The sequence below is a fragment of the Tenacibaculum amylolyticum genome, assembly GCF_964511145.1.
Classification (GTDB): Bacteria; Bacteroidota; Bacteroidia; order Flavobacteriales; family Flavobacteriaceae; genus Polaribacter; species Polaribacter amylolyticum.
In genome coordinates, this window is sequence record NZ_CAZEFZ010000038.1 from 1 (window position 1) to 20,922 (window position 20,922).

General features: G+C 32.8%; 20 protein-coding genes and 2 tRNA genes. 21 read left to right on the plus strand and 1 reads right to left on the minus strand.

The genetic code is table 11. The features are described from left to right. Window positions 1-71 precede the first annotated feature (71 nt). The 21 genes from ACKTTC_RS12045 (at window position 72) to ACKTTC_RS12145 (ending at window position 20,140) form a co-directional block, all read left to right on the plus strand. Window positions 72-144 (plus strand) — tRNA-Thr (locus tag ACKTTC_RS12045). Window positions 145-213: 69 nt separating this feature from the next. Then, a complete protein-coding gene (gene tuf, locus ACKTTC_RS12050; protein WP_408040085.1) occupies window positions 214-1,401 on the plus strand; it encodes an elongation factor Tu in 1,188 nt (395 codons plus the stop codon). A gap of 57 nt (window positions 1,402-1,458) precedes the next feature. Beyond that, window positions 1,459-1,531 (plus strand) — tRNA-Trp (locus ACKTTC_RS12055). Between the two features lie 15 nt (window positions 1,532-1,546). Beyond that, window positions 1,547-1,738, plus strand: coding sequence for a preprotein translocase subunit SecE (secE, locus tag ACKTTC_RS12060; RefSeq protein WP_408040086.1), 192 nt, complete (start codon window positions 1,547-1,549; stop codon window positions 1,736-1,738). A gap of 2 nt (window positions 1,739-1,740) precedes the next feature. After that, window positions 1,741-2,289, plus strand: coding sequence for a transcription termination/antitermination protein NusG (gene nusG, locus ACKTTC_RS12065; RefSeq protein WP_408040087.1), 549 nt, complete (start codon window positions 1,741-1,743; stop codon window positions 2,287-2,289). Between the two features lie 70 nt (window positions 2,290-2,359). Beyond that, window positions 2,360-2,797 carry a 50S ribosomal protein L11 gene (gene rplK, locus ACKTTC_RS12070; RefSeq protein ID WP_408040088.1) on the plus strand — a complete coding sequence of 146 codons (438 nt, stop codon included), beginning with the start codon at window positions 2,360-2,362 and terminating at the stop codon, window positions 2,795-2,797. 17 nt (window positions 2,798-2,814) lie between these two features. Beyond that, on the plus strand, window positions 2,815-3,507 hold the full coding sequence (gene rplA / locus ACKTTC_RS12075; RefSeq protein ID WP_408040089.1) for a 50S ribosomal protein L1: 693 nt from the start codon (window positions 2,815-2,817) through the stop codon (window positions 3,505-3,507). 21 nt (window positions 3,508-3,528) lie between these two features. After that, the gene (gene rplJ / locus ACKTTC_RS12080; RefSeq protein WP_408040090.1) at window positions 3,529-4,047 is read left to right on the plus strand and encodes a 50S ribosomal protein L10; all 519 of its coding nucleotides are present in this window, start codon (window positions 3,529-3,531) and stop codon (window positions 4,045-4,047) included. 47 nt (window positions 4,048-4,094) lie between these two features. Next, window positions 4,095-4,472 (plus strand): 50S ribosomal protein L7/L12, encoded by a 378-nt coding sequence (rplL, locus tag ACKTTC_RS12085; protein ID WP_408040091.1) that lies wholly within the window; start codon window positions 4,095-4,097, stop codon window positions 4,470-4,472. 247 nt (window positions 4,473-4,719) lie between these two features. Continuing rightward, complete coding sequence (gene rpoB / locus ACKTTC_RS12090; RefSeq protein WP_408040092.1) at window positions 4,720-8,529, plus strand: DNA-directed RNA polymerase subunit beta; 3,810 nt, start codon at window positions 4,720-4,722, stop codon at window positions 8,527-8,529. 101 nt (window positions 8,530-8,630) lie between these two features. After that, window positions 8,631-12,902 (plus strand): DNA-directed RNA polymerase subunit beta', encoded by a 4,272-nt coding sequence (gene rpoC, locus ACKTTC_RS12095; protein WP_408040093.1) that lies wholly within the window; start codon window positions 8,631-8,633, stop codon window positions 12,900-12,902. 58 nt (window positions 12,903-12,960) lie between these two features. Continuing rightward, window positions 12,961-13,269, plus strand: a complete 309-nt coding sequence (locus ACKTTC_RS12100) for a DUF3467 domain-containing protein (RefSeq protein ID WP_408040094.1) — start codon at window positions 12,961-12,963, stop codon at window positions 13,267-13,269. Window positions 13,270-13,377: 108 nt separating this feature from the next. Further along, a complete protein-coding gene (locus ACKTTC_RS12105; protein WP_408040095.1) occupies window positions 13,378-15,192 on the plus strand; it encodes a DUF885 domain-containing protein in 1,815 nt (604 codons plus the stop codon). A gap of 95 nt (window positions 15,193-15,287) precedes the next feature. Beyond that, entirely contained in the window at window positions 15,288-15,767 is a 480-nt protein-coding gene (locus ACKTTC_RS12110; protein ID WP_408040096.1) for a hypothetical protein, read from the plus strand. Window positions 15,768-15,884: 117 nt separating this feature from the next. After that, window positions 15,885-16,181, plus strand: coding sequence for a DUF1493 family protein (locus ACKTTC_RS12115; RefSeq protein ID WP_408040097.1), 297 nt, complete (start codon window positions 15,885-15,887; stop codon window positions 16,179-16,181). Window positions 16,182-16,298: 117 nt separating this feature from the next. Then, window positions 16,299-18,059 carry a helix-turn-helix domain-containing protein gene (locus ACKTTC_RS12120; protein WP_408040098.1) on the plus strand — a complete coding sequence of 587 codons (1,761 nt, stop codon included), beginning with the start codon at window positions 16,299-16,301 and terminating at the stop codon, window positions 18,057-18,059. A gap of 105 nt (window positions 18,060-18,164) precedes the next feature. Next, a complete protein-coding gene (locus ACKTTC_RS12125; protein WP_408040099.1) occupies window positions 18,165-19,040 on the plus strand; it encodes a T9SS type A sorting domain-containing protein in 876 nt (291 codons plus the stop codon). 316 nt (window positions 19,041-19,356) lie between these two features. Next, complete coding sequence (locus tag ACKTTC_RS12130) at window positions 19,357-19,497, plus strand: hypothetical protein (RefSeq protein WP_408040100.1); 141 nt, start codon at window positions 19,357-19,359, stop codon at window positions 19,495-19,497. Window positions 19,498-19,532: 35 nt separating this feature from the next. Continuing rightward, window positions 19,533-19,706, plus strand: coding sequence for a hypothetical protein (locus ACKTTC_RS12135; protein WP_408040101.1), 174 nt, complete (start codon window positions 19,533-19,535; stop codon window positions 19,704-19,706). A 40-nt stretch (window positions 19,707-19,746) separates the two neighbouring features. Further along, window positions 19,747-19,905, plus strand: a complete 159-nt coding sequence (locus ACKTTC_RS12140; RefSeq protein ID WP_408040102.1) for a hypothetical protein — start codon at window positions 19,747-19,749, stop codon at window positions 19,903-19,905. Between the two features lie 79 nt (window positions 19,906-19,984). Then, window positions 19,985-20,140 (plus strand): hypothetical protein, encoded by a 156-nt coding sequence (locus ACKTTC_RS12145; protein ID WP_408040103.1) that lies wholly within the window; start codon window positions 19,985-19,987, stop codon window positions 20,138-20,140. A 68-nt stretch (window positions 20,141-20,208) separates the two neighbouring features. Here the strand turns inward: ACKTTC_RS12145 and ACKTTC_RS12150 are convergent, their stop codons facing one another. Further along, window positions 20,209-20,919: a DUF4369 domain-containing protein gene (locus tag ACKTTC_RS12150; protein ID WP_408040104.1), complete on the minus strand. Its 711-nt coding sequence runs from the start codon at window positions 20,917-20,919 to the stop codon at window positions 20,209-20,211. Window positions 20,920-20,922 lie beyond the last annotated feature (3 nt).

Consider the following 20,922-nt stretch of genomic DNA (forward strand, 5'->3'; position numbering starts at 1 on the left):
TCAGTTGGTAGAGCGTCAGCCTTCCAAGCTGAATGTCGCCGGTTCGAACCCGGTCTCCCGCTCAAATCCACGCCGGTGTAGCTCAGTTGGTAGAGCGCATCCTTGGTAGGGATGAGGTCACGGGTTCAAATCCCGTCATTGGCTCTAGAAATTGAAAAAATAGAGTTTACGATAACACTAAATATATTTAACTAAGAATTAAAATTAATAATCATGGCAAAAGGAACTTACGATCGTTCGAAACCGCACTTAAACGTAGGTACTATCGGTCACGTAGATCACGGTAAGACTACATTAACTGCTGCAATTACTAAAGTATTAGCAGATGCAGGATATTCTGAGCAAAGAGCATTTGATCAAATCGATAACGCTCCAGAAGAAAAAGAAAGAGGTATTACAATTAACTCTTCTCACGTAGAGTATGCTACAGCAAACCGTCACTACGCACACGTTGACTGTCCAGGTCACGCCGATTATGTAAAGAACATGGTAACTGGTGCTGCACAAATGGATGGTGCTATCTTAGTAGTAGCTGCTACAGATGGTCCTATGCCACAAACTCGTGAGCACATCTTATTAGGTCGTCAGGTTGGTATTCCACGTATCGTTGTTTTCTTAAACAAAGTTGATATGGTTGATGATGAGGAGTTATTAGAGTTAGTTGAAATGGAAGTTAGAGAGTTATTATCTTTCTACGAGTACGATGGAGATAATAGTCCAGTAATCCAAGGATCTGCTTTAGGAGCTTTAAATGGAGAAGAGAAGTGGGTAAATACAGTTTTAGAATTAATGGAAGCTGTTGATACTTGGATTGAAGAGCCACCAAGAGATACTGAAAAAGATTTCTTAATGCCAATCGAGGATGTATTCTCAATTACTGGTCGTGGTACTGTTGCAACTGGTCGTATCGAAACTGGTATCATCAATTCTGGAGATCCTGTAGAGATCATCGGTATGGGGTCTGAGAAGTTAACTTCTACAGTAACTGGTATCGAAATGTTCCGTCAAATCTTAGATAGAGGAGAAGCTGGAGATAACGCTGGTATCTTATTAAGAGGTATTGATAAGAATGATATCAAGAGAGGAATGGTAATCGTTAAGCCTGGTTCTGTAACTCCACACGCTAAGTTCAAAGCTGAGGTATATATCTTAAAGAAAGAAGAAGGTGGTCGTCACACTCCTTTCCACAATAACTACCGTCCACAATTCTACGTACGTACAACTGACGTAACTGGTAACATTGGTTTACCTGATGGAGTTGAAATGGTAATGCCTGGTGATAACTTAACAATTACTGTTGAGTTAATCCAACCAATCGCATTAAGCGTAGGTTTACAGTTCGCAATCCGTGAAGGAGGTAGAACAGTAGGAGCTGGTCAGGTAACTGAAATTTTAGACTAATAGAATAGTTTATAGATAAAACAAGGAGTCTCTTTTAAAGAGAGACTCCTTTCAAATACGGGTTTAGCTCAGTTGGTAGAGCACTGGTCTCCAAAACCAGGTGTCGGGAGTTCGAGCCTCTCAACCCGTGCAAATTTTTATAAGAATGAACAACTTTATACAATACATTAAGGATTCTTTCGAAGAGTTAAATACTAATATGACATGGATTTCTCGTGAAGAAGCACAAAAGTCAACATTAGTAGTTGCAGTTTTTACTATCGTTTTTGCATTAGCTGTAGCTGTAATCGATAAAGTTTTTCAAACAGGTTTAGATAACTTCTTTAAATTATTCTAGTAATGGCTGATTCGGTGATGAAATGGTATGTAGTGAGAGCTATTGGTGGACAGGAGAATAAAGTAAAGACTTATATAGAAACAGAAATTGCAAGACATGGTCTTTCAGATTATGTAAGTCAAGTTATTGTGCCTACAGAAAAAGTTGTTCAAATACGTAACGGGAAAAAAATAAACAGAGAACGTGTTTATTTTCCAGGTTACATTATGGTAGAAGCAAATCTTGCAGGTGAAGTTCCTCACGTTATCAAAGCAGTTACTGGAGTTATTGGATTTTTAGGTGAAACCAAAGGTGGTGATCCTGTTCCAATGCGTAAATCAGAAGTAAATAGAATGCTTGGTAAGGTTGATGAACTTTCTGTGAATGAAGAAAGTGTTGCAATACCTTATACAGTTGGAGAAACTGTAAAAGTAGTAGATGGACCATTCAACGGATTCGATGGAATTGTTGAAAAGGTAAATGAAGAGAAACGTAAGCTTGAAGTAATGGTGAAGATTTTTGGAAGAAAAACGCCATTAGAATTAAGTTACATGCAAGTAGAGAAAATATAACTGTTACACAAATATATTTTAAGTGTATTTGAAGCTTCCAGACGATAATACACTATTAAACACTTAAACAATGGCAAAAGAAGTAAGTAAATTAGTTAAACTACAAGTTAGGGGAGGTGCTGCGAATCCATCGCCACCAGTTGGACCCGCTTTAGGTGCTGCCGGAGTTAATATCATGGAGTTCTGTAAGCAGTTTAATGCTCGTACACAGGACAAGCAAGGTAAAGTATTACCTGTTGTGATTACAGTTTATACAGACAAATCGTTCGAATTTGTTGTAAAAACTCCTCCAGCTGCAGTGCAATTACTAGAAGCGGCCAAAATTAAGAAAGGTTCGGGAGAGCCAAATAGAAACAAAGTAGCTAGCGTTACTTGGGATCAAGTAAGAACTATTGCAGAAGATAAGATGGCAGATTTAAATGCTTTCGAAATCGAATCAGCAATGAGAATGATCGCAGGAACTGCTCGCTCTATGGGATTAACAGTAACAGGTGATGCACCTGCTTAAACTAAAAGAGATTTAAAATGGCAAGATTGACAAGAAAGCAAAAAGAAGCTCGTGCTAAGATTGACAGCTCTAAGGTTTATGACTTAAATGAGGCATCAGCATTAGTTAAAGAAATTACAAATGTAAAATTTGATGCATCTGTAGATTTAGCAGTACGTTTAGGAGTAGATCCACGTAAAGCTAATCAAATGGTTCGTGGTGTTGTAACATTACCTCACGGAACTGGTAAAGATGTTAAAGTTTTAGCATTAGTTACTCCAGATAAAGAAGCTGAAGCTCAAGCAGCTGGTGCTGATTATGTTGGATTAGATGAATACCTTCAAAAAATTAAAGGAGGGTGGACAGACGTAGACGTTATTATTACTATGCCTAGTGTTATGGGTAAATTAGGTCCTTTAGGTCGTATTTTAGGACCAAGAGGTTTAATGCCTAACCCTAAGACAGGTACAGTTACTATGGATGTTGCTAAAGCAGTTAAAGAAGTTAAGGCTGGTAAAATCGACTTTAAAGTTGATAAAACTGGTATTGTACATGCTGCTATCGGTAAAGCATCATTTGATGCAACTAAAATTGCCGAAAACGCAAATGAATTAGTTCAAACACTTATAAAATTAAAGCCAACAGCAGCAAAAGGAACTTATATCAAGAGTATCTTTATGTCTTCGACAATGAGTCCTAGTGTTTCTGTAGATGTGAAATCTGTTTCATAAGGCAGTTAAAATCTATATATCATGACTAGAGAGGAAAAATCACAAGTAATACAAGATTTAACAGCACAATTAGCAGATACTAATACAATCTATTTAGCAGATATTTCTGGTTTAGATGCTATTACTACATCTAACTTACGTAGAGCTTGTTTTAAAGCTAACGTTAAATTGGCTGTTGTTAAGAACACATTGCTAGAGAAAGCAATGGAAGCTTCAGATAAAGACTTTGGAGAGTTACCAACTGTGTTAAGCGGTAATACTTCAATGTTAATTGCAGAAGCAGCAAATGCACCTGCAAAAGTAATTAAAGAGTTTAGAAAAAAATCAAAGGATAGACCTTTATTAAAAGGTGCTTTCGTTGAAGAGGCTGTTTATATTGGAGATGATCAATTAGATGCTCTTGTAAACATCAAATCTCGTGAAGAACTTATTGGAGATATCGTTATGTTATTACAATCACCAGCGAAGAATGTTATTTCTGGTTTAAAATCAGGAGGTGGTAAATTAGCAGGTATCTTAAAAACTTTATCTGAAAAATAATTAAGCGCACTAATACACTAATAATAAAAAATTAAAAACAATTTAAAATGGCAGATTTAAAAGATTTCGCAGAACAATTAGTTAACTTAACAGTAAAAGAAGTTAATGAATTAGCAGATATTTTAAAAGAAGAGTACGGAATTGAGCCTGCAGCAGCAGCTGTAGCAGTAGCAGGACCAGCTGGTGGAGCTGGAGGAGATGCAGCTGAGGAGAAAACTGAATTCGACGTAATCTTAAAAGCAGCAGGAGGTTCTAAATTAGCAGTAGTAAAATTAGTTAAGGAATTAACTGGTTTAGGATTAAAAGAAGCTAAAGGAATCGTAGATAGCGCTCCAGCACCAGTAAAAGAAGGAGTATCTAAAGATGAGGCAGAAGGTCTTAAGAAGTCTTTAGAAGAAGCAGGAGCTGAAGTAGAGTTAAAGTAATATAACTCCCCACACAAAAAGTGGGATAACAAAATAGAGGTTTAGGCGCTAAAACATAAGAAATGTTTTAGCCCTAAACCATTTTGTGTATATATTTGTTATTTTTTAAATTACACAAAACAATTTGTGTGTTTTTAAACACTTAAGTTGATTATCTAAATCGTTAATTTTTATTTAAGTAGTAAAAATTGCAAAAAACCGATAAGGTTTTTAATAAAATATTTTTAATTAAAAAATAAATACTCTTTTGGCAACGATAAACACTTCTAAAAGAATCAACTTCGCATCATCTAAAATTGGAGCAGATTATCCAGACTTCTTGGATATTCAAATTAAATCTTTCCAAGATTTTTTCCAATTACAAACTAAAGCAGAAGAGCGAGGTGAAGAAGGTTTGTATAAAACCTTCATGGATAATTTCCCAATCACTGATACTAGAAACCAATTCGTATTAGAATTTTTAGATTACTTTGTAGATCCTCCTAGATATAGCATTCAAGAATGTATCGAAAGAGGATTAACTTATAGTGTTCCATTAAAAGCTAGACTTAAGCTATACTGTACAGATCCTGAACATGAAGATTTCGAAACCATTGTTCAAGATGTGTATTTAGGTACAATACCTTATATGTCTGGTTCAGGAACATTTATTATTAATGGAGCAGAAAGAGTTGTAGTATCTCAGTTACATCGTTCACCAGGTGTATTCTTTGGACAATCTTTCCATGCAAATGGAACAAAATTATATTCTGCAAGAGTAATACCTTTTAAAGGTTCTTGGATTGAATTCGCTACGGATATCAATCAGGTAATGTATGCTTATATCGATAGAAAGAAAAAGTTACCTGTAACAACGTTATTCCGTGCTATCGGGTTTGAGAGAGATAAGGATATCTTAGAGATTTTTGATTTAGCTGAAGAAATTAAAGTTTCAAAAGCTGGATTGAAAAAAGTATTAGGAAGAAAATTAGCTGCGAGAGTATTAAAAACATGGCATGAAGATTTCGTAGATGAAGATACTGGAGAAGTAGTATCTATCGAGCGTAATGAAATCATTTTTGACCGTGATACCATTTTAGAAAAAGAACATGTAGATGAAATTATAGATTCAGGTGCCAAAACTATCTTACTTCATAAAGAAGATAATGATATGGCTGATTATGCTATAATTCATAATACATTACAAAAAGATCCGACAAACTCAGAGAAAGAAGCTGTTGAGCATATCTATCGTCAATTACGTAATGCTGAACCGCCAGATGAGGAAACTGCAAGAGGAATTATTGAAAAGTTATTCTTCTCTGAGCAACGATATAATTTAGGAGAAGTAGGGCGTTTTAGAATGAACACCAAACTTCAATTAAATGAAGACATTGATCAAAAAGTATTAACCAAGAACGATATTATTACAATTGTAAAATATTTAATTGAGTTAATCAATTCAAAAGCAGAAGTAGATGATATTGATCACTTATCTAACCGTCGTGTACGTACAGTAGGTGAGCAATTAGCAGGTCAGTTTGGTGTAGGTTTAGCGCGTATGGCTCGTACTATTCGTGAAAGAATGAATGTTCGTGATAACGAGGTGTTTACTCCAATTGACTTAATTAATGCAAAAACATTATCTTCTGTAATTAACTCATTCTTTGGAACGAACCAGTTATCTCAATTTATGGACCAAACAAATCCATTAGCAGAGATTACTCATAAGCGTCGTCTTTCGGCATTAGGGCCTGGTGGTTTATCTAGAGAAAGAGCAGGTTTCGAGGTTCGTGACGTTCACTATACACACTATGGTCGTTTATGTCCAATTGAAACACCTGAAGGACCAAACATTGGTCTGATATCTTCTTTAGCAGTATATGCCAAAGTAAATAATATGGGATTCATTGAAACTCCATATAAGAAAGTAGAAGAAGGACAAGTATTATCTGAAGAGCCAATCTATTTGAGTGCAGAGGAGGAAGAAGGAATGAAGTTTGCGCAGTCGAATATTGAGGTAAAAGAAGATGGTACAATCGATAGAGAGAAAGTAATTGCAAGAGAGGAAGGTGACTTCCCAGTAGTAACTCCAAATGTTGTAAACTACATGGACGTTGCTCCTAACCAAATTGCATCTATTTCTGCATCGTTAATTCCTTTCTTAGAGCATGATGATGCCAACCGTGCCTTAATGGGATCTAACATGATGCGTCAGGCAGTACCATTATTAAGACCTGAATCGCCGATTGTTGGAACTGGATTAGAACGTAGAGTAGCAAAAGATTCTCGTATCTTAATTAATGCAGAAGGAAGCGGTGTTGTTGAGTACGTAGATGCAAATACAATTACAATTAAGTATGATAGATCAGATGATGAAAGACTAGTAAGTTTTGATCCAGATGAAAAGTCATACAACTTAATTAAGTTTAGAAAAACAAACCAAGGTACGAATATCAACTTAAAACCTATCGTAAGAAAAGGTGATAGAGTAGAAGAAGGACAAGTACTTTGTGAAGGATATGCAACTCAGCAAGGAGAATTAGCTTTAGGTAGAAACATGAAAGTAGCCTTCATGCCTTGGAAAGGTTATAACTTCGAGGATGCGATTGTGATTTCTGAAAAAGTAGTTCGTGAAGATATCTTTACTTCTATTCATATCGATGAATATTCATTAGATGTTCGTGATACAAAATTAGGAGCAGAAGAATTAACAAACGATATTCCTAACGTTTCTGAAGAGGCTACTAAAGACCTTGACGAAAATGGAATGATTCGTATTGGAGCTGAAGTTAAGCCTGGAGATATTTTAATTGGTAAGATTACTCCAAAAGGAGAATCAGATCCAACTCCAGAAGAAAAATTATTAAGAGCGATCTTCGGAGATAAAGCTGGTGATGTAAAAGATGCTTCATTAAAAGCATCGCCATCTTTAAAAGGAGTGGTAATTGATAAGAAATTATTTAGAAGAGCTGTTAAAGATAAGAACAAAAGAGCTAGAGATAAAGAAGCAGTAGCTACTTTAGAAGCATCTTTTGTATCTAAATTCGAAGATTTAAAAGATCGTTTAATCGATAAGTTATTCGGGTTAATTAGCGGTAAAACATCTCAAGGAATCTATAATGATTTAGGAGAGGAAGTATTACCAAAAGGTAAGAAGTTCACTCAAAAGATGTTAAATTCTGTAGACGATTTTACACATTTAAGTGGAACATGGACTACAGATAAAGATTTAAACAAGTTAGTTGGAGAATTAATCCACAACTATAAAATTAAGGTTAACGATCTTCAAGGAGTTTTACGTCGTGAAAAATTCACGATTTCTGTAGGAGATGAATTACCAGCAGGTATTTTAAAGTTAGCTAAAATCTACATCGCTAAGAAGCGTAAGTTAAAAGTAGGAGATAAGATGGCAGGACGTCACGGAAACAAAGGTATTGTTGCTAGAATCGTACGTCAAGAAGATATGCCATTCTTAGAAGATGGAACACCAGTAGATATTGTATTAAATCCATTAGGGGTACCATCGCGTATGAACATTGGTCAGATTTATGAAACTGTTCTTGGATGGGCAGGTTTAAAATTAGGTCAGAAGTATGCTACACCTATTTTTGATGGAGCATCTTTAAATGAAATTAATGAATTAACAGACGAAGCTGCTATTCCAAGATTTGGTCATACTTACTTATATGATGGAGGTACAGGTCAACGTTTTGATCAACCTGCAACAGTTGGAGTAATTTATATGATTAAGTTAGGACACATGATTGAAGATAAGATGCACGCGCGTTCTATCGGTCCTTACTCATTAATTACACAACAACCATTAGGAGGTAAAGCACAATTTGGAGGTCAACGTTTCGGAGAAATGGAGGTTTGGGCACTTGAAGCTTATGGTGCATCTAGTATTTTACGTGAAATCTTAACGATAAAGTCTGATGATGTATTAGGTAGAGCTAAAGCGTACGAAAGTATCGTAAAAGGAGAGCCAATGCCAGAGCCTGGTTTACCAGAATCATTTAATGTACTAATGCACGAACTGAAAGGTTTAGGATTAGACGTTAAATTAGAAGAGTAAAAAAGATAATCAAGATTGCTTTTAAAGAGCAATCTTGATTTCAGTGTTTATACAATTTATATAATTTAAGCCTAGCAGCTTAAAGCATTTTGCAAAATATTATGGCAAGAAAGAACGAAAAATACACTGTTAAGAAGTTTAACAAAATTTCAATTGGTTTAGCATCTCCTGAATCTATTTTAGAAGCATCTAAAGGAGAGGTTTTAAAACCAGAAACAATAAACTACCGTACGCACAAACCAGAGAGAGATGGACTTTTCTGTGAAAGAATTTTTGGTCCTGTAAAAGATTACGAGTGTGCTTGTGGTAAATATAAAAGAATCCGATACAAAGGAATCGTTTGTGACCGATGTGGAGTTGAAGTTACTGAGAAAAAAGTACGTAGAGATAGAGTAGGTCATATTAATTTAGTAGTTCCTGTAGCACATATTTGGTATTTTAGATCGTTACCTAACAAGATGGGATATCTTTTAGGATTACCTTCTAAGAAATTAGATATGATTATCTATTATGAGCGTTATGTAGTAATCCAACCAGGTATTGCTAAAAACGCAGAAGGAGAACCATTACAAAAATTAGACTTCTTAACGGAAGAAGAATACTTAGATATTTTAGACACATTACCGCAAGAAAACTTATACTTAGAGGATACAGATCCAAATAAGTTTATTGCAAAAATGGGAGCTGAGTGTTTAATTGATTTATTAGGTCGTATCAATTTAGATGAATTATCTTATCAATTAAGACATAAAGCAAATACAGAAACATCTAAGCAACGTAAAAATGAAGCGCTTAAGAGATTAAATGTTGTTGAAGCATTTAGAGAGTCTCAAAAGAATAGAGAAAACAAACCAGAATGGATGATTATGAAAGTAGTTCCGGTAATTCCACCAGAATTACGTCCATTAGTTCCATTAGATGGTGGTCGTTTTGCAACTTCAGATTTAAATGATTTATATCGTCGTGTAATTATCCGTAACAATCGTTTAAAGAGATTAATGGAGATCAAAGCTCCTGAAGTAATCTTACGTAACGAGAAACGTATGTTACAAGAATCTGTAGATTCATTATTTGATAACACACGTAAAGCTTCAGCAGTAAAAACAGAATCAAACAGACCATTAAAGTCGTTATCTGATAGTTTAAAAGGTAAGCAAGGACGTTTCCGTCAAAACTTATTAGGTAAGCGTGTAGATTACTCTGCTCGTTCTGTAATTGTTGTAGGACCAGAATTAAAATTATACGAATGTGGATTGCCAAAAGATATGGCAGCTGAATTATACAAACCTTTTGTAATTCGTAAGTTAATCGAAAGAGGTATTGTAAAAACAGTAAAATCTGCAAAGAAAATAATAGACAGAAAAGAGCCTGTTGTTTGGGATATTTTAGAAAACGTAATTAAAGGACATCCAGTGTTATTAAACCGTGCTCCTACATTACACCGTTTAGGTATTCAAGCATTCCAACCAAAATTAATAGAAGGTAAAGCAATTCGCTTACACCCATTAGTATGTACGGCATTCAACGCCGATTTCGATGGGGATCAAATGGCGGTACACTTACCTTTAGGGCCAGAAGCTATTCTTGAAGCACAGTTATTAATGTTAGCTTCTCATAATATCTTAAACCCTGCAAATGGTGCTCCTATTACAGTACCTTCTCAGGATATGGTATTAGGTCTGTACTATATGACAAAAGAGCGTAAATCTACTCCTGAATTAGTTATTAAAGGAGAAGGATTAACATTCTATTCACCAGAAGAAGTTACTATTGCTTTTAATGAAGGAAGAGTAGACTTAAATGCTGGAATTAAAGTTCGTACGAAAGATGTAGAAGATGGAGAGGTAGTAACGAAAATTATTCAAACTACTGTAGGTAGAGTATTATTTAATGAAGTAGTACCAGAAGCAGCAGGATACATCAACGAAGTATTAACTAAGAAATCGTTAAGAGGAATTATTGGTGGAATTTTAAAAGTAACTGATATTCCTTCTGTAGGAGAATTCTTAGACCAGATTAAAAATATGGGATATAAATTTGCCTTCCAAGGTGGTTTATCATTCTCATTAGGAGATATCATTATCCCAGAAGAAAAGCACGCCATGATTGCTGAAGCTAACAAAGAAGTGGATGGAATTGTGATGAACTATAACATGGGTATGTTAACTCAAAAAGAACGTTATAATCAGGTAATTGATGTTTGGGGTTCTACAAACAACCGATTAACAGAATTATCGATGAAGCGTTTACGTGAAGATCAGCAAGGATTTAACTCGGTATTTATGATGTTAGATTCTGGAGCCCGTGGTTCTAAAGAGCAGATTCGTCAGTTAACAGGTATGCGTGGATTAATGGCGAAGCCGAAAAAATCTACAGCAGGTGGTGGAGAAATTATTGAAAACCCGATTCTTTCGAACTTTAAAGAAGGACTTTCAATTTTAGAATACTTTATCTCTACACACGGTGCTCGTAAAGGATTAGCCGATACCGCATTAAAAACTGCCGATGCAGGATATTTAACACGTCGTTTAGTCGATGTATCTCAGGATGTAATTGTAAATGAAGTTGATTGTGGTACATTACGTGGATTAGAAATAATGCCATTAAAGAAGAATGACGAGATTGTTGAGTCTTTAGCAGATAGAATTGAAGGACGTGTATCTTTACATGATGTATATCACCCAACTTCAGATGAAGTTTTATTAAAAGCAGGAGAATTAATTACATTCAAATCAGCTTCTGTAGTACAAGAGGCAGGTATAGATAGAGTTGAAGTACGTTCGCCATTAACTTGTGAATCTAAACGAGGAATTTGTGCACAATGTTACGGTAAGAGTTTATCTACTGCTAAGAAAGTTCAAAGAGGTGAAGCTGTTGGTGTAATTGCTGCACAATCTATTGGAGAGCCAGGTACACAGTTAACATTACGTACATTCCACGTTGGAGGGGTTGCAGGAAACATTTCAGAAGACAACAAGTTAATTGCTAAGTTTGATGGTAATGTTAGAATTGAAGATTTACGTACAGTTAGAGGTAAAGATACAAACGGAGAAGAAGTAGACATCGTAATTTCTCGTACAGCAGAGATTAAGATTGTAGATAAGAAAACTGGAATTACATTAAGTACAAACAATATTCCTTATGGTTCTATTATCTTTGAAAAAGATAGAAAATCGATCAAAAAAGGAGATGCAGTTTGTCAATGGGATCCATTTAATGGAGTTATCGTATCTGAATTTGGAGGTACTGTGAAGTTTGACAACTTAGAGCAAGGAATTAATTACTCTGTAGAAGTTGATGAACAAACAGGATTCCAAGAGAAAGTAATTACAGACTCTAAGAATAAAAAGATCATCCCATCTATTATTATAGAAGATGCAGACGGAAATGCATTACGTTCGTACAGTTTACCTGTAGGGGCACATTTAATGATAGAAAATGGAGATAAAGTAGAAGAAGGTAAAACATTAGTTAAGATTCCTCGTAAGTCTGGTAAAGCAGGAGATATTACAGGAGGTTTACCACGTGTAACAGAATTATTTGAAGCACGTAACCCTTCTAATCCAGCTGTAGTAGCTGAGATTGATGGTGTAGTTGCCTTTGGTAAGATTAAGCGTGGTAACCGTGAAATTATTGTAGAATCTAAGACAGGTGAGATTAAGAAATACTTAGTTAAGTTATCGAACCAAATCTTAGTACAGGAGAATGATTTCATTAAAGCAGGTATGCCATTATCTGATGGAGCTACAACGCCAGCTGATATCTTAAGAATTAAAGGACCTTCTGCAGTACAAGAGTACTTAGTAAATGAAATCCAAGAAGTATATCGTTTACAAGGGGTAAAAATTAACGATAAGCACTTTGAGGTAGTAGTACGTCAAATGATGCGTAAAGTTAAGATTATTGACTCTGGAGATACGTTATTCTTAGAGAACCAATTGATTCATAAAAATGACTTCATAGAACAAAATGATAGTATTTATGGAATGAAGGTTGTTGAAGATGCTGGAGACTCTGAGAATTTAAGACCAGGTCAGTTAGTTACTGCAAGAGAATTAAGAGATGAAAACTCAATTTTACGTAGAGCAGACAAGAATTTAGTAGTAGCAAGAGAAGCACAACCTGCAACAGCAGAACAAATACTGCAAGGTATTACAAGAGCTTCGTTACAAACAAAATCATTTATCTCTGCAGCTTCTTTCCAGGAAACTACGAAAGTATTAAATGAAGCAGCTGTAAACGGTAAGATTGATACACTTGAAGGATTAAAAGAAAATGTAATCGTTGGTAAACGTATACCTGCTGGTACAGGTATTAGAGCCTATGAGAACATTATTGTAGGTCCTAAAGACGAGATCGAGAAAAGTTTATAAATTATACTAATAAAAAGACCTCATTAAGAGGTCTTTTTATTTTAATAATATTTTAAAAATGGAAGACAAAAAAGAACCACAAATTAATATAGAGTTAGATCAGGAAATTGCAGAAGGAACCTATAGTAATTTAGCTATCATAAATCATTCAGTTTCAGAATTTATTGTAGATTTTATCAATATCATGCCAGGAGTTCCAAAGGCTAAAGTAAAATCTAGAATTATTTTAACGCCTCAGCATGCAAAAAGATTAACTAAAGCATTAGCAGATAATGTACGAAAGTTTGAACAAGCACATGGTGAAATTAAAGATTATGAGCAACCACCAATCCCAATGAATTTTGGAGGAACTACAGGTGAAGCATAAAAATAATTAGAAACCGAAACAAATTTGTTTCGGTTTTTTTTATACTATCTTAGGGCATTTATTACACAAAAACCATTATAAATGTACCTAAAAAACACTACAAAATATATGCTAGCAAGTTTTCTTTTTATAGGAATTGCTTGTAAAACAGCACCTCAAAAAGCTACAGAACCTACAGCAGAAGAAATAGAAAAAGAGTCTGCTAAAGTAAATGCTTTTTTTCAACAACAATTTGAAGAAAGTATGAATATGCATCCAATGTATCAAACATACTTAGGAATAAATAAAGATGCCGATAAATGGGATGATATTTCAGATGCATTTTTAGATAAAGAGTTAGCCTTAACTAAAAAAGTATTAGAATGGTTACATGATTCTGTAAACGTATCTGCCTTAGATGAAACTACCAAATTAAGCTATGATTTATTTAAAAAGTCATTAGAAAACACAATTGAAGATGATACTTACCGATTGTACACATATCCAGTAAATCAAATGCACGGAGCCCAAGCAGAAATTCCTGCATTTTTAATTAATATGCATCAAATTAAAACTGAAAAAGATGCAGAAAATTATATCAGCAGATTACAAGGTATTAAACCAATGTTTGCTCAATTAGCTGAAAATTTAAAGAAAAGACAAGAGGCTGGTATAATGATTCCAAAGTTTGTATTTGCAAAAGTATTAGACGACGCTAAAAACATTATCAAAGGAAAACCATTTGATGATAGCAGTAAAAATAGCACACTGTTACAAGACTTTGAAACGAAAGTAGCTAAACTACCTATAGACGAAGCAAAAAAGGAAACTTTAATAACTAAAGCTAAAAAAGCATTAATAGAAGGAGTTTTAGCTGGATACACTAACTTAATAACTACCCTTGAAGAACAAGAAAAAGTAGCTTCTACAGATGATGGAGCATGGAAATTTCCTAACGGAGAAGCATTTTATAATAATGCTTTAAAACGTACAACAACTACCGATTTAACTGCAGAGGAAATTCATGAGATTGGATTAAAAGAAGTAGCAAGGATTCATGATGAAATGAGAAAGATTATGAAGAAAGTTGGATTTAAAGGAAGCTTACAAGACTTCTTTAAATTTATGAAAACCGATGCACAATTTTATTATAGTGCAGATGCTAAAGGGAAAAAAGAATATATGGAGAAAGCGGAATTCATTATTGATAGCATGAAAACTCGTTTAAATGAACTATTCATAACAAAACCAAAAGCAGATTTACAAGTAAAAGCGGTAGAAGGTTTTAGAGAAAAGTCTGCTGGAAAGGCGTTTTATCAACAACCTGCATTAGACGGATCTCGCCCAGGAACTTATTACGCTAATATGTATGATATGGCAAGTATGCCATCGTACCAAATGGAAGCTTTAGCATATCATGAAGGAATTCCAGGACACCATATGCAAATAGCCATTGCGCAAGAGTTAAAAGATTTACCGATGTTTAGGAAGTTAGGGCGTTATACAGCATATGTAGAAGGTTGGGGACTGTATTCGGAATTTATCCCTAAAGAAATGGGCTTTTATTCTGACCCGTATTCAGATTTTGGACGCTTGGCGATGGAATTATGGAGAGCTTGTCGTTTAGTAGTAGATACAGGTATTCATGCTAAAAAATGGACTAGAGAAGAAGGAATAAAATATTATACTGATAATACTCCAAATGCTGAAGCAGATGCTGTAAAAATGGTAGAAAGACATATTGTAATGCCTAGTCAGGCAACTGCATATAAAATAGGAATGTTAAAAATTATTGAATTAAGAGAAAAAGCTAAAAAAGCTTTAGGAGATAAATTCGATATTCGTAAGTTCCATGATGTTGTATTAACTAACGGACCATTACCTTTGGATGTTTTGGAAAATTTAGTTGATAAATATATTACTTCAGGGAGTTCATCAATTTAACAATAAAGTATCAAGATTTTTATACGCAGTAAAGAATTTAGTACTCAAGTCATTCAAAAAAACGCAGTATAAGAACAATTTTAGTAAGCCTTTTATTGGTTTTTACCAGTTGTAATTTTATTGATAGTGAAAAGAAAGATAAAAATTCAGAAACTATTTCAGTAAATATAAAAGACAAATCAAAGGAAACTAAAAGTAAAAAAACTTTTTCTAGAAAATGCTCTAAGAACTTCAAGTCTTTTTTTAGTGATTTTGGTAGAGATAGCCTATTTCAAAAAGAAAGAATAAAGTTTCCATTAAAGTATTTAATAAGTGATTTTGATTATGAGTTAGATAAAGACACTTTTGGTATAGATTTGGTCAAAAAAGAAAATTATGAATACATTGATTTTTCTATTGATGAAAAGGCAATGGATAAAAAATATGGTAAGTATACTGTAGAGACCATAATAGTTAATGATACTTTAATATTATACAATCACATTGGTTATGATAATGGAATTAAGGTATCATATAAGTTTAATTTAATTAAAGACTGTTGGTACCTAATTGAAGTAATTGATGAGTCTAGTTAAAAAAAATCATTTATAAATTAAAATTTATTGTAATTTAGATAGAACCACATTATTTAACGTAATGTGGTTTTTTAATGAGTAAAATTTCTATATTAAAATTATATTTAATCATTAACAATGGAAACAATCACAAATATTGAGTTCATAAAATTTATAGAAAGCTTTTCTGGTAATTATAATTTTGTTTTTACTAGATCTACTTTATTAGAAAATGATTTAGGAATTACAGGAGATGATGGTTGTGACTTTATTAAAGAGTATGCCATAGTATTTTCTGTGGATATTTCTGAATTTTTACCTTCAAAATACTTTTACCCAGAACCAAGTTTATGGAGAAGTTTTAGAAACATAAAAATACAACCATTAACTTTAGGAGATCTTGAAAATGGAATTATTCAAGGTTATTTAAAATAAAAAATAGTACTAACCGTAACAATTAGTAAAAAATAGCAGTCTTTTTAATAGATACCCCTGAAAATGATAATTGTTTAATAGAGAACCAAATACTAATTAGATTCAATACGAACTACAATGCCCACTAACCTGTTTTTAATATATAAGTTACGTTTACAGCTCCTTTTATTTATTTTCTGTTTTTCTATTGCGTTGTCATCACAGGAAAAATTACAAGAAGATACTTTAGTTGTTTCAGACCACTTGAAAACTTTTGTAAGAACCTCTAAGAAAACTAAAAAAATTAAAAAACTAATTAGAAATGCACTTTTCAAAGAAAAGGATACAATGAAATCGCTAGCATTGGCAAAATTGTTTTTAGAGAGAGGAATTAAAGAAAGAGATGATACAATTCAATATTTTTCAGCATATCAAATAGGCTTTATTACATACAATACTTCCAACCATTTAGAAGTAATAAATCACTTACAACAAGCATTAACAGCAGCATATAATTTAAAGGATACAACTCGTATAATTCATAGCAATCTTTTAATAGGGAGCTCTTATTATCTTTTAGGAGCCTATTATGCTTCTACTCGGCATTATTTAGAAGCCAAGAATCTATCTAAACAAATAAAAAACAACCCACTTCAACTAGTGAGTTTAACAAACCTGGCCAATAATCGTTTAAAATTAAACCGTATTGTAGACGCATTACTTAGTTTTAATGAAACTATTGAACTTTTAGAAAGTAGTACAGATAAAGAATCTGTAGCGTATAAAAAAACCTTACTAAGTGCTATGTTGGGAAAAGGAAAATGTTTAGCTGAATTAGGAAACGAAGTTGAAGCGTTAGAAGTATTAAATAGATTGGTAAAAAGAGCAGAAGAGGAAGGTGATAACGTGATGAAAGGCTATGCTTATATTAATATTGGGGATCTATTTTATAAGAAAAAAGAATATCATAAAGCTTTAGGCTTTTTACATGAAGCAAAAGAAATTCTATTAAATAATACAGAAGCTCAAAAAACAAATCTCTACTTAGCAAACTACTACGTTGCTAAGTGTTATGCAAAGCAGCAACAATATGGAAAAGCATTAAGTCTTTTAAAGACCAATTTTTCTTTAATAGAAAATAAAACCGATATAGATAAAATAGAGGAAATGTATGAATTGGCAATTGCAATAGCTAGAGATATAGGAGATCAAACAAAACAAATTTATTATTACGATCAATTACAAGATATTGTAAAACTAAAAGCTGAAAAGCAATTAGCAGCTCGAGATCTGTTATTTGAAAATGATCTTAAAGATGTTGAAGAAGAGAATGAAATACTCAAAAAAGCAAAAGAAACTTCTGTACTTAGAAGGAATATTATACTAGTAGTATCTTTAGTAATTATACTTGTTCTGTTAGGAGTTTTCTTTAAGTACAGAAAACAAACAAAACATAATGAACAGCAATTTTTAACATTAATTAATGAGTTAGAAAATAAAAAGACAATAAAAAAACAGAAAGTTGTTTCTCTAAACCAACAGGAAATTAAAGATGAAAAAGCTGAAAAAATTCTTAGAGAATTACAAGAGTTAGAAAAAACAAACTTTTACTTATCTAAAGATTGCAATTTGTATGCAACAGCCAAACTATTACATACCAATACAACGTATCTTTCTAAAGCATTAAATAAACTTTCTAGGCAATCATTTAATCAATACTTAAACGAGTTAAGAATTAATTATGCTTTACTGCATCTTAAAGAAGATCCTTTATTCAGATCGTATACTATTAGGGCAGTAGCTTCTGAAGTTGGTTACAAGAGTCATACTACTTTTATTAAAGTATTTAAAGAAAAAACTGGCGTTACACCTTCTTATTATATCAAGAAACTAGGATAAAAAGCTTTATTTTGTCCAAATTTATAAAAATGGAATGACCATTTTAAGAGGAGAAGTAGATAATCGATACTTTGTTTTTAATTAAAATCTAAAAATTATTGAGATATGAAAACAACGTATTTTTTAAGACTGTTAATAGTATTAATTTGTTTTGTGTCAAATGCACAACGTTCTAATTTTCGAGCCACAGATATAACCATTTCAATAACAGAATCTACAACAGGAGATGGAGATAATGAGCTAATAGAATTGCTACACCGAAACGAATTGGTATTTTATAAGAATGATAAAATATTTCCCAAAATACACTTGAGAAGTCGATCAAAATTAAAGAAGACACGATATTATCGATTTGGTTTTGTAACCAAACCAACTACAGCATTTTTTCCACATACAGAATGTCCAGACTTTGAAGACAAATTTGGAGCTACAGCACCCGTAATAATTCCACCAATTGGAGGAGATGACGACGATGACGATGATGATGATAAAGAACAGCATGTTATTAAGGTTAAACCAGTTGATTTTTCAGCATTTAGTTATCCGTACCGTATCAAAAAAGAACTATGGTTACCATCATCACTTATTGAGTATAAATTTTATTTACGAGCATATGAAGACAAGGAAACTTATTTAACCGATGTAAGAGGAGAAAAAGGAGAAGTAATCGTTTGTAGTGCAATGCTTTTACGAATTTTAGATATAGATAGACCTGATGAAACATCAGGAGAAGTAGTGGTGTACCCTAATCCTTTTACAAATCAAGTTTTTATTAAAGTCAAAAAAGCACAAACTATTGCTCCAGAAGTAAAATTATACGATGCTAACGGAAGAGAAATTTTATTGAACTTACCTATTGTACCAAGTAGTACAGTAGATAATGCATTTATTATGGATACATCTGTTTTAGTAAAAGGAATGTATTATTATCATATCATATTTGAAAAAGATTTGTATATAAAGAAACTAATGAAACAATAAGTATAAAACAATTTTACGGTCACTTTTAGAAACCATCTTTTCAAATGAAAAGGTGGTTTTTTAGTTTGATTGAAATTCTGATAAAAACAGTTTCGAAAATGTACAATTTTATAAAAATGGATGTAGAAGGTTTGCATTCAGTAAAATAACTTTCCAACTTTGAAGAGTACGTACAAGCTAAATGAGGAAGAAAATTTAATTACTGAATAGTTCCTCATGATAAGGAGTAACCTGAAAATCCTATTAAAGAGTAAGGTAATCAAATCATATCTAAATTATGAAATCTAAAAAAGAAATCAACATCAAAGGAGTAAAGATGTTGAGCAAAACACAGCAACAAAGTATTACAGGAGGATTTAATAATCAGGAAGAGTGCGAAGCACTTAGTAGACCTGGAGTAGTAGAATGTACATGGACAGCTAATAGATGTAGATGTAGAATAGTTATTCAATTTTAATAATCATTTTTTCAAAATTTAAAAAACAAATAATCATGTTAAAAAGCATAAAAAAACTTAAGGATATTAAAGAATTAGACAGAAAAGCACAGAGCACAATTAATGGAGGAATGTTCATTTCATGTAGAGGAAGTGAATATTGCCCGCCAATGTTTCCTCATTGTGTAAATGGAACTTGTCAAAGAGAACCAGGAGGAGAAGATTGTTAAGATCTAGATTAAAATAATAACTTATAAAAAACGATTAGTGATGTTAAAAAACATTTTAAAATTAGAAGGTACGCATCAATTGCTTAAAAAAGAACAAACAACAATAAAAGGAGGTATACGAATCTTCTGTTCTAGAAATTCAGATTGTCCACCATTGTGGCCTGTTTGTAGTAATAATGGACATTGTATTCCAGGATAAAGCACTAATGTGAGTTTGAGATACTATTGAACTCACATTTTAGTACACTTTTTATTTGAAATTTAAAAATCATAGAATTATGAAAATATTAAAAAGCATAGCGAATTCTGAAATAATCATTTTAACGAAGAAAGAGCAAAAAACAGTTAAAGGAAGTGGTATGACAGAAAGATGGTTGTGTGAAGAAGATTATAGTGGCTGCCGATTTGTAGACCAAGAATGTGTTTGCGATTAAATAGTATATAAAGAAAAAAGCTCAATGAAATTTCATTGAGCTTTTACATAATTATAATTAATAAAAAATTATTCTTTTTTCTCTTCAGAAGCTTTAATACGATCAATAAACTTTTGTAAGCGCTTTCCATAATCAGAGCTTTTAACTCTATCAGTTAAGCTATTATTAATCGTATCTAATAAATAAATATTAGCATCGTATAATTCTGTAAGTGCTAAATAAGGCGCTACTTCAGAATCTTTATTCCCAATAGCGAAATTGGTTGTAAATAAGAAACGACGACGTACTAATTTATCGTATGCTTTTGCTAAACTATCTGTTTGAAGACTATCTTTTTTAGCTCTAGCTTCAAAATCTTTTTTAATATAGTCTAATCGTTTCATTTTAAATTGATGATCTATTTCATTAAATTTATTCAGTACTTCTTGGTTTTTAGATCCTACAATAGAAGGTTTAAAACCAAAATTTTCTACATCATCATTAATTGTAATTTCACCTTTTTCACCAAAAAACATTAATTTTTTAGGTTCTGTATTACCATTAAAAGTTAAGTAATACATTACAGGAGAATCTACATTGTCTGTAAGTATAAATTTATCATCTCCAAATAACTTTATAGAATCTACAGATACTAAAGTCGTATCTGCCATTTTCTGAAGATATAATATTCCTTTTTTTAATCCTTTAATTTGCCCTTTTACAACCATGTTCCCTTTTTTTTCTGAGGAACAAGAAAAAGCAACCAATCCAACTACAAGTACAGCAATAAATTTTCTCATATA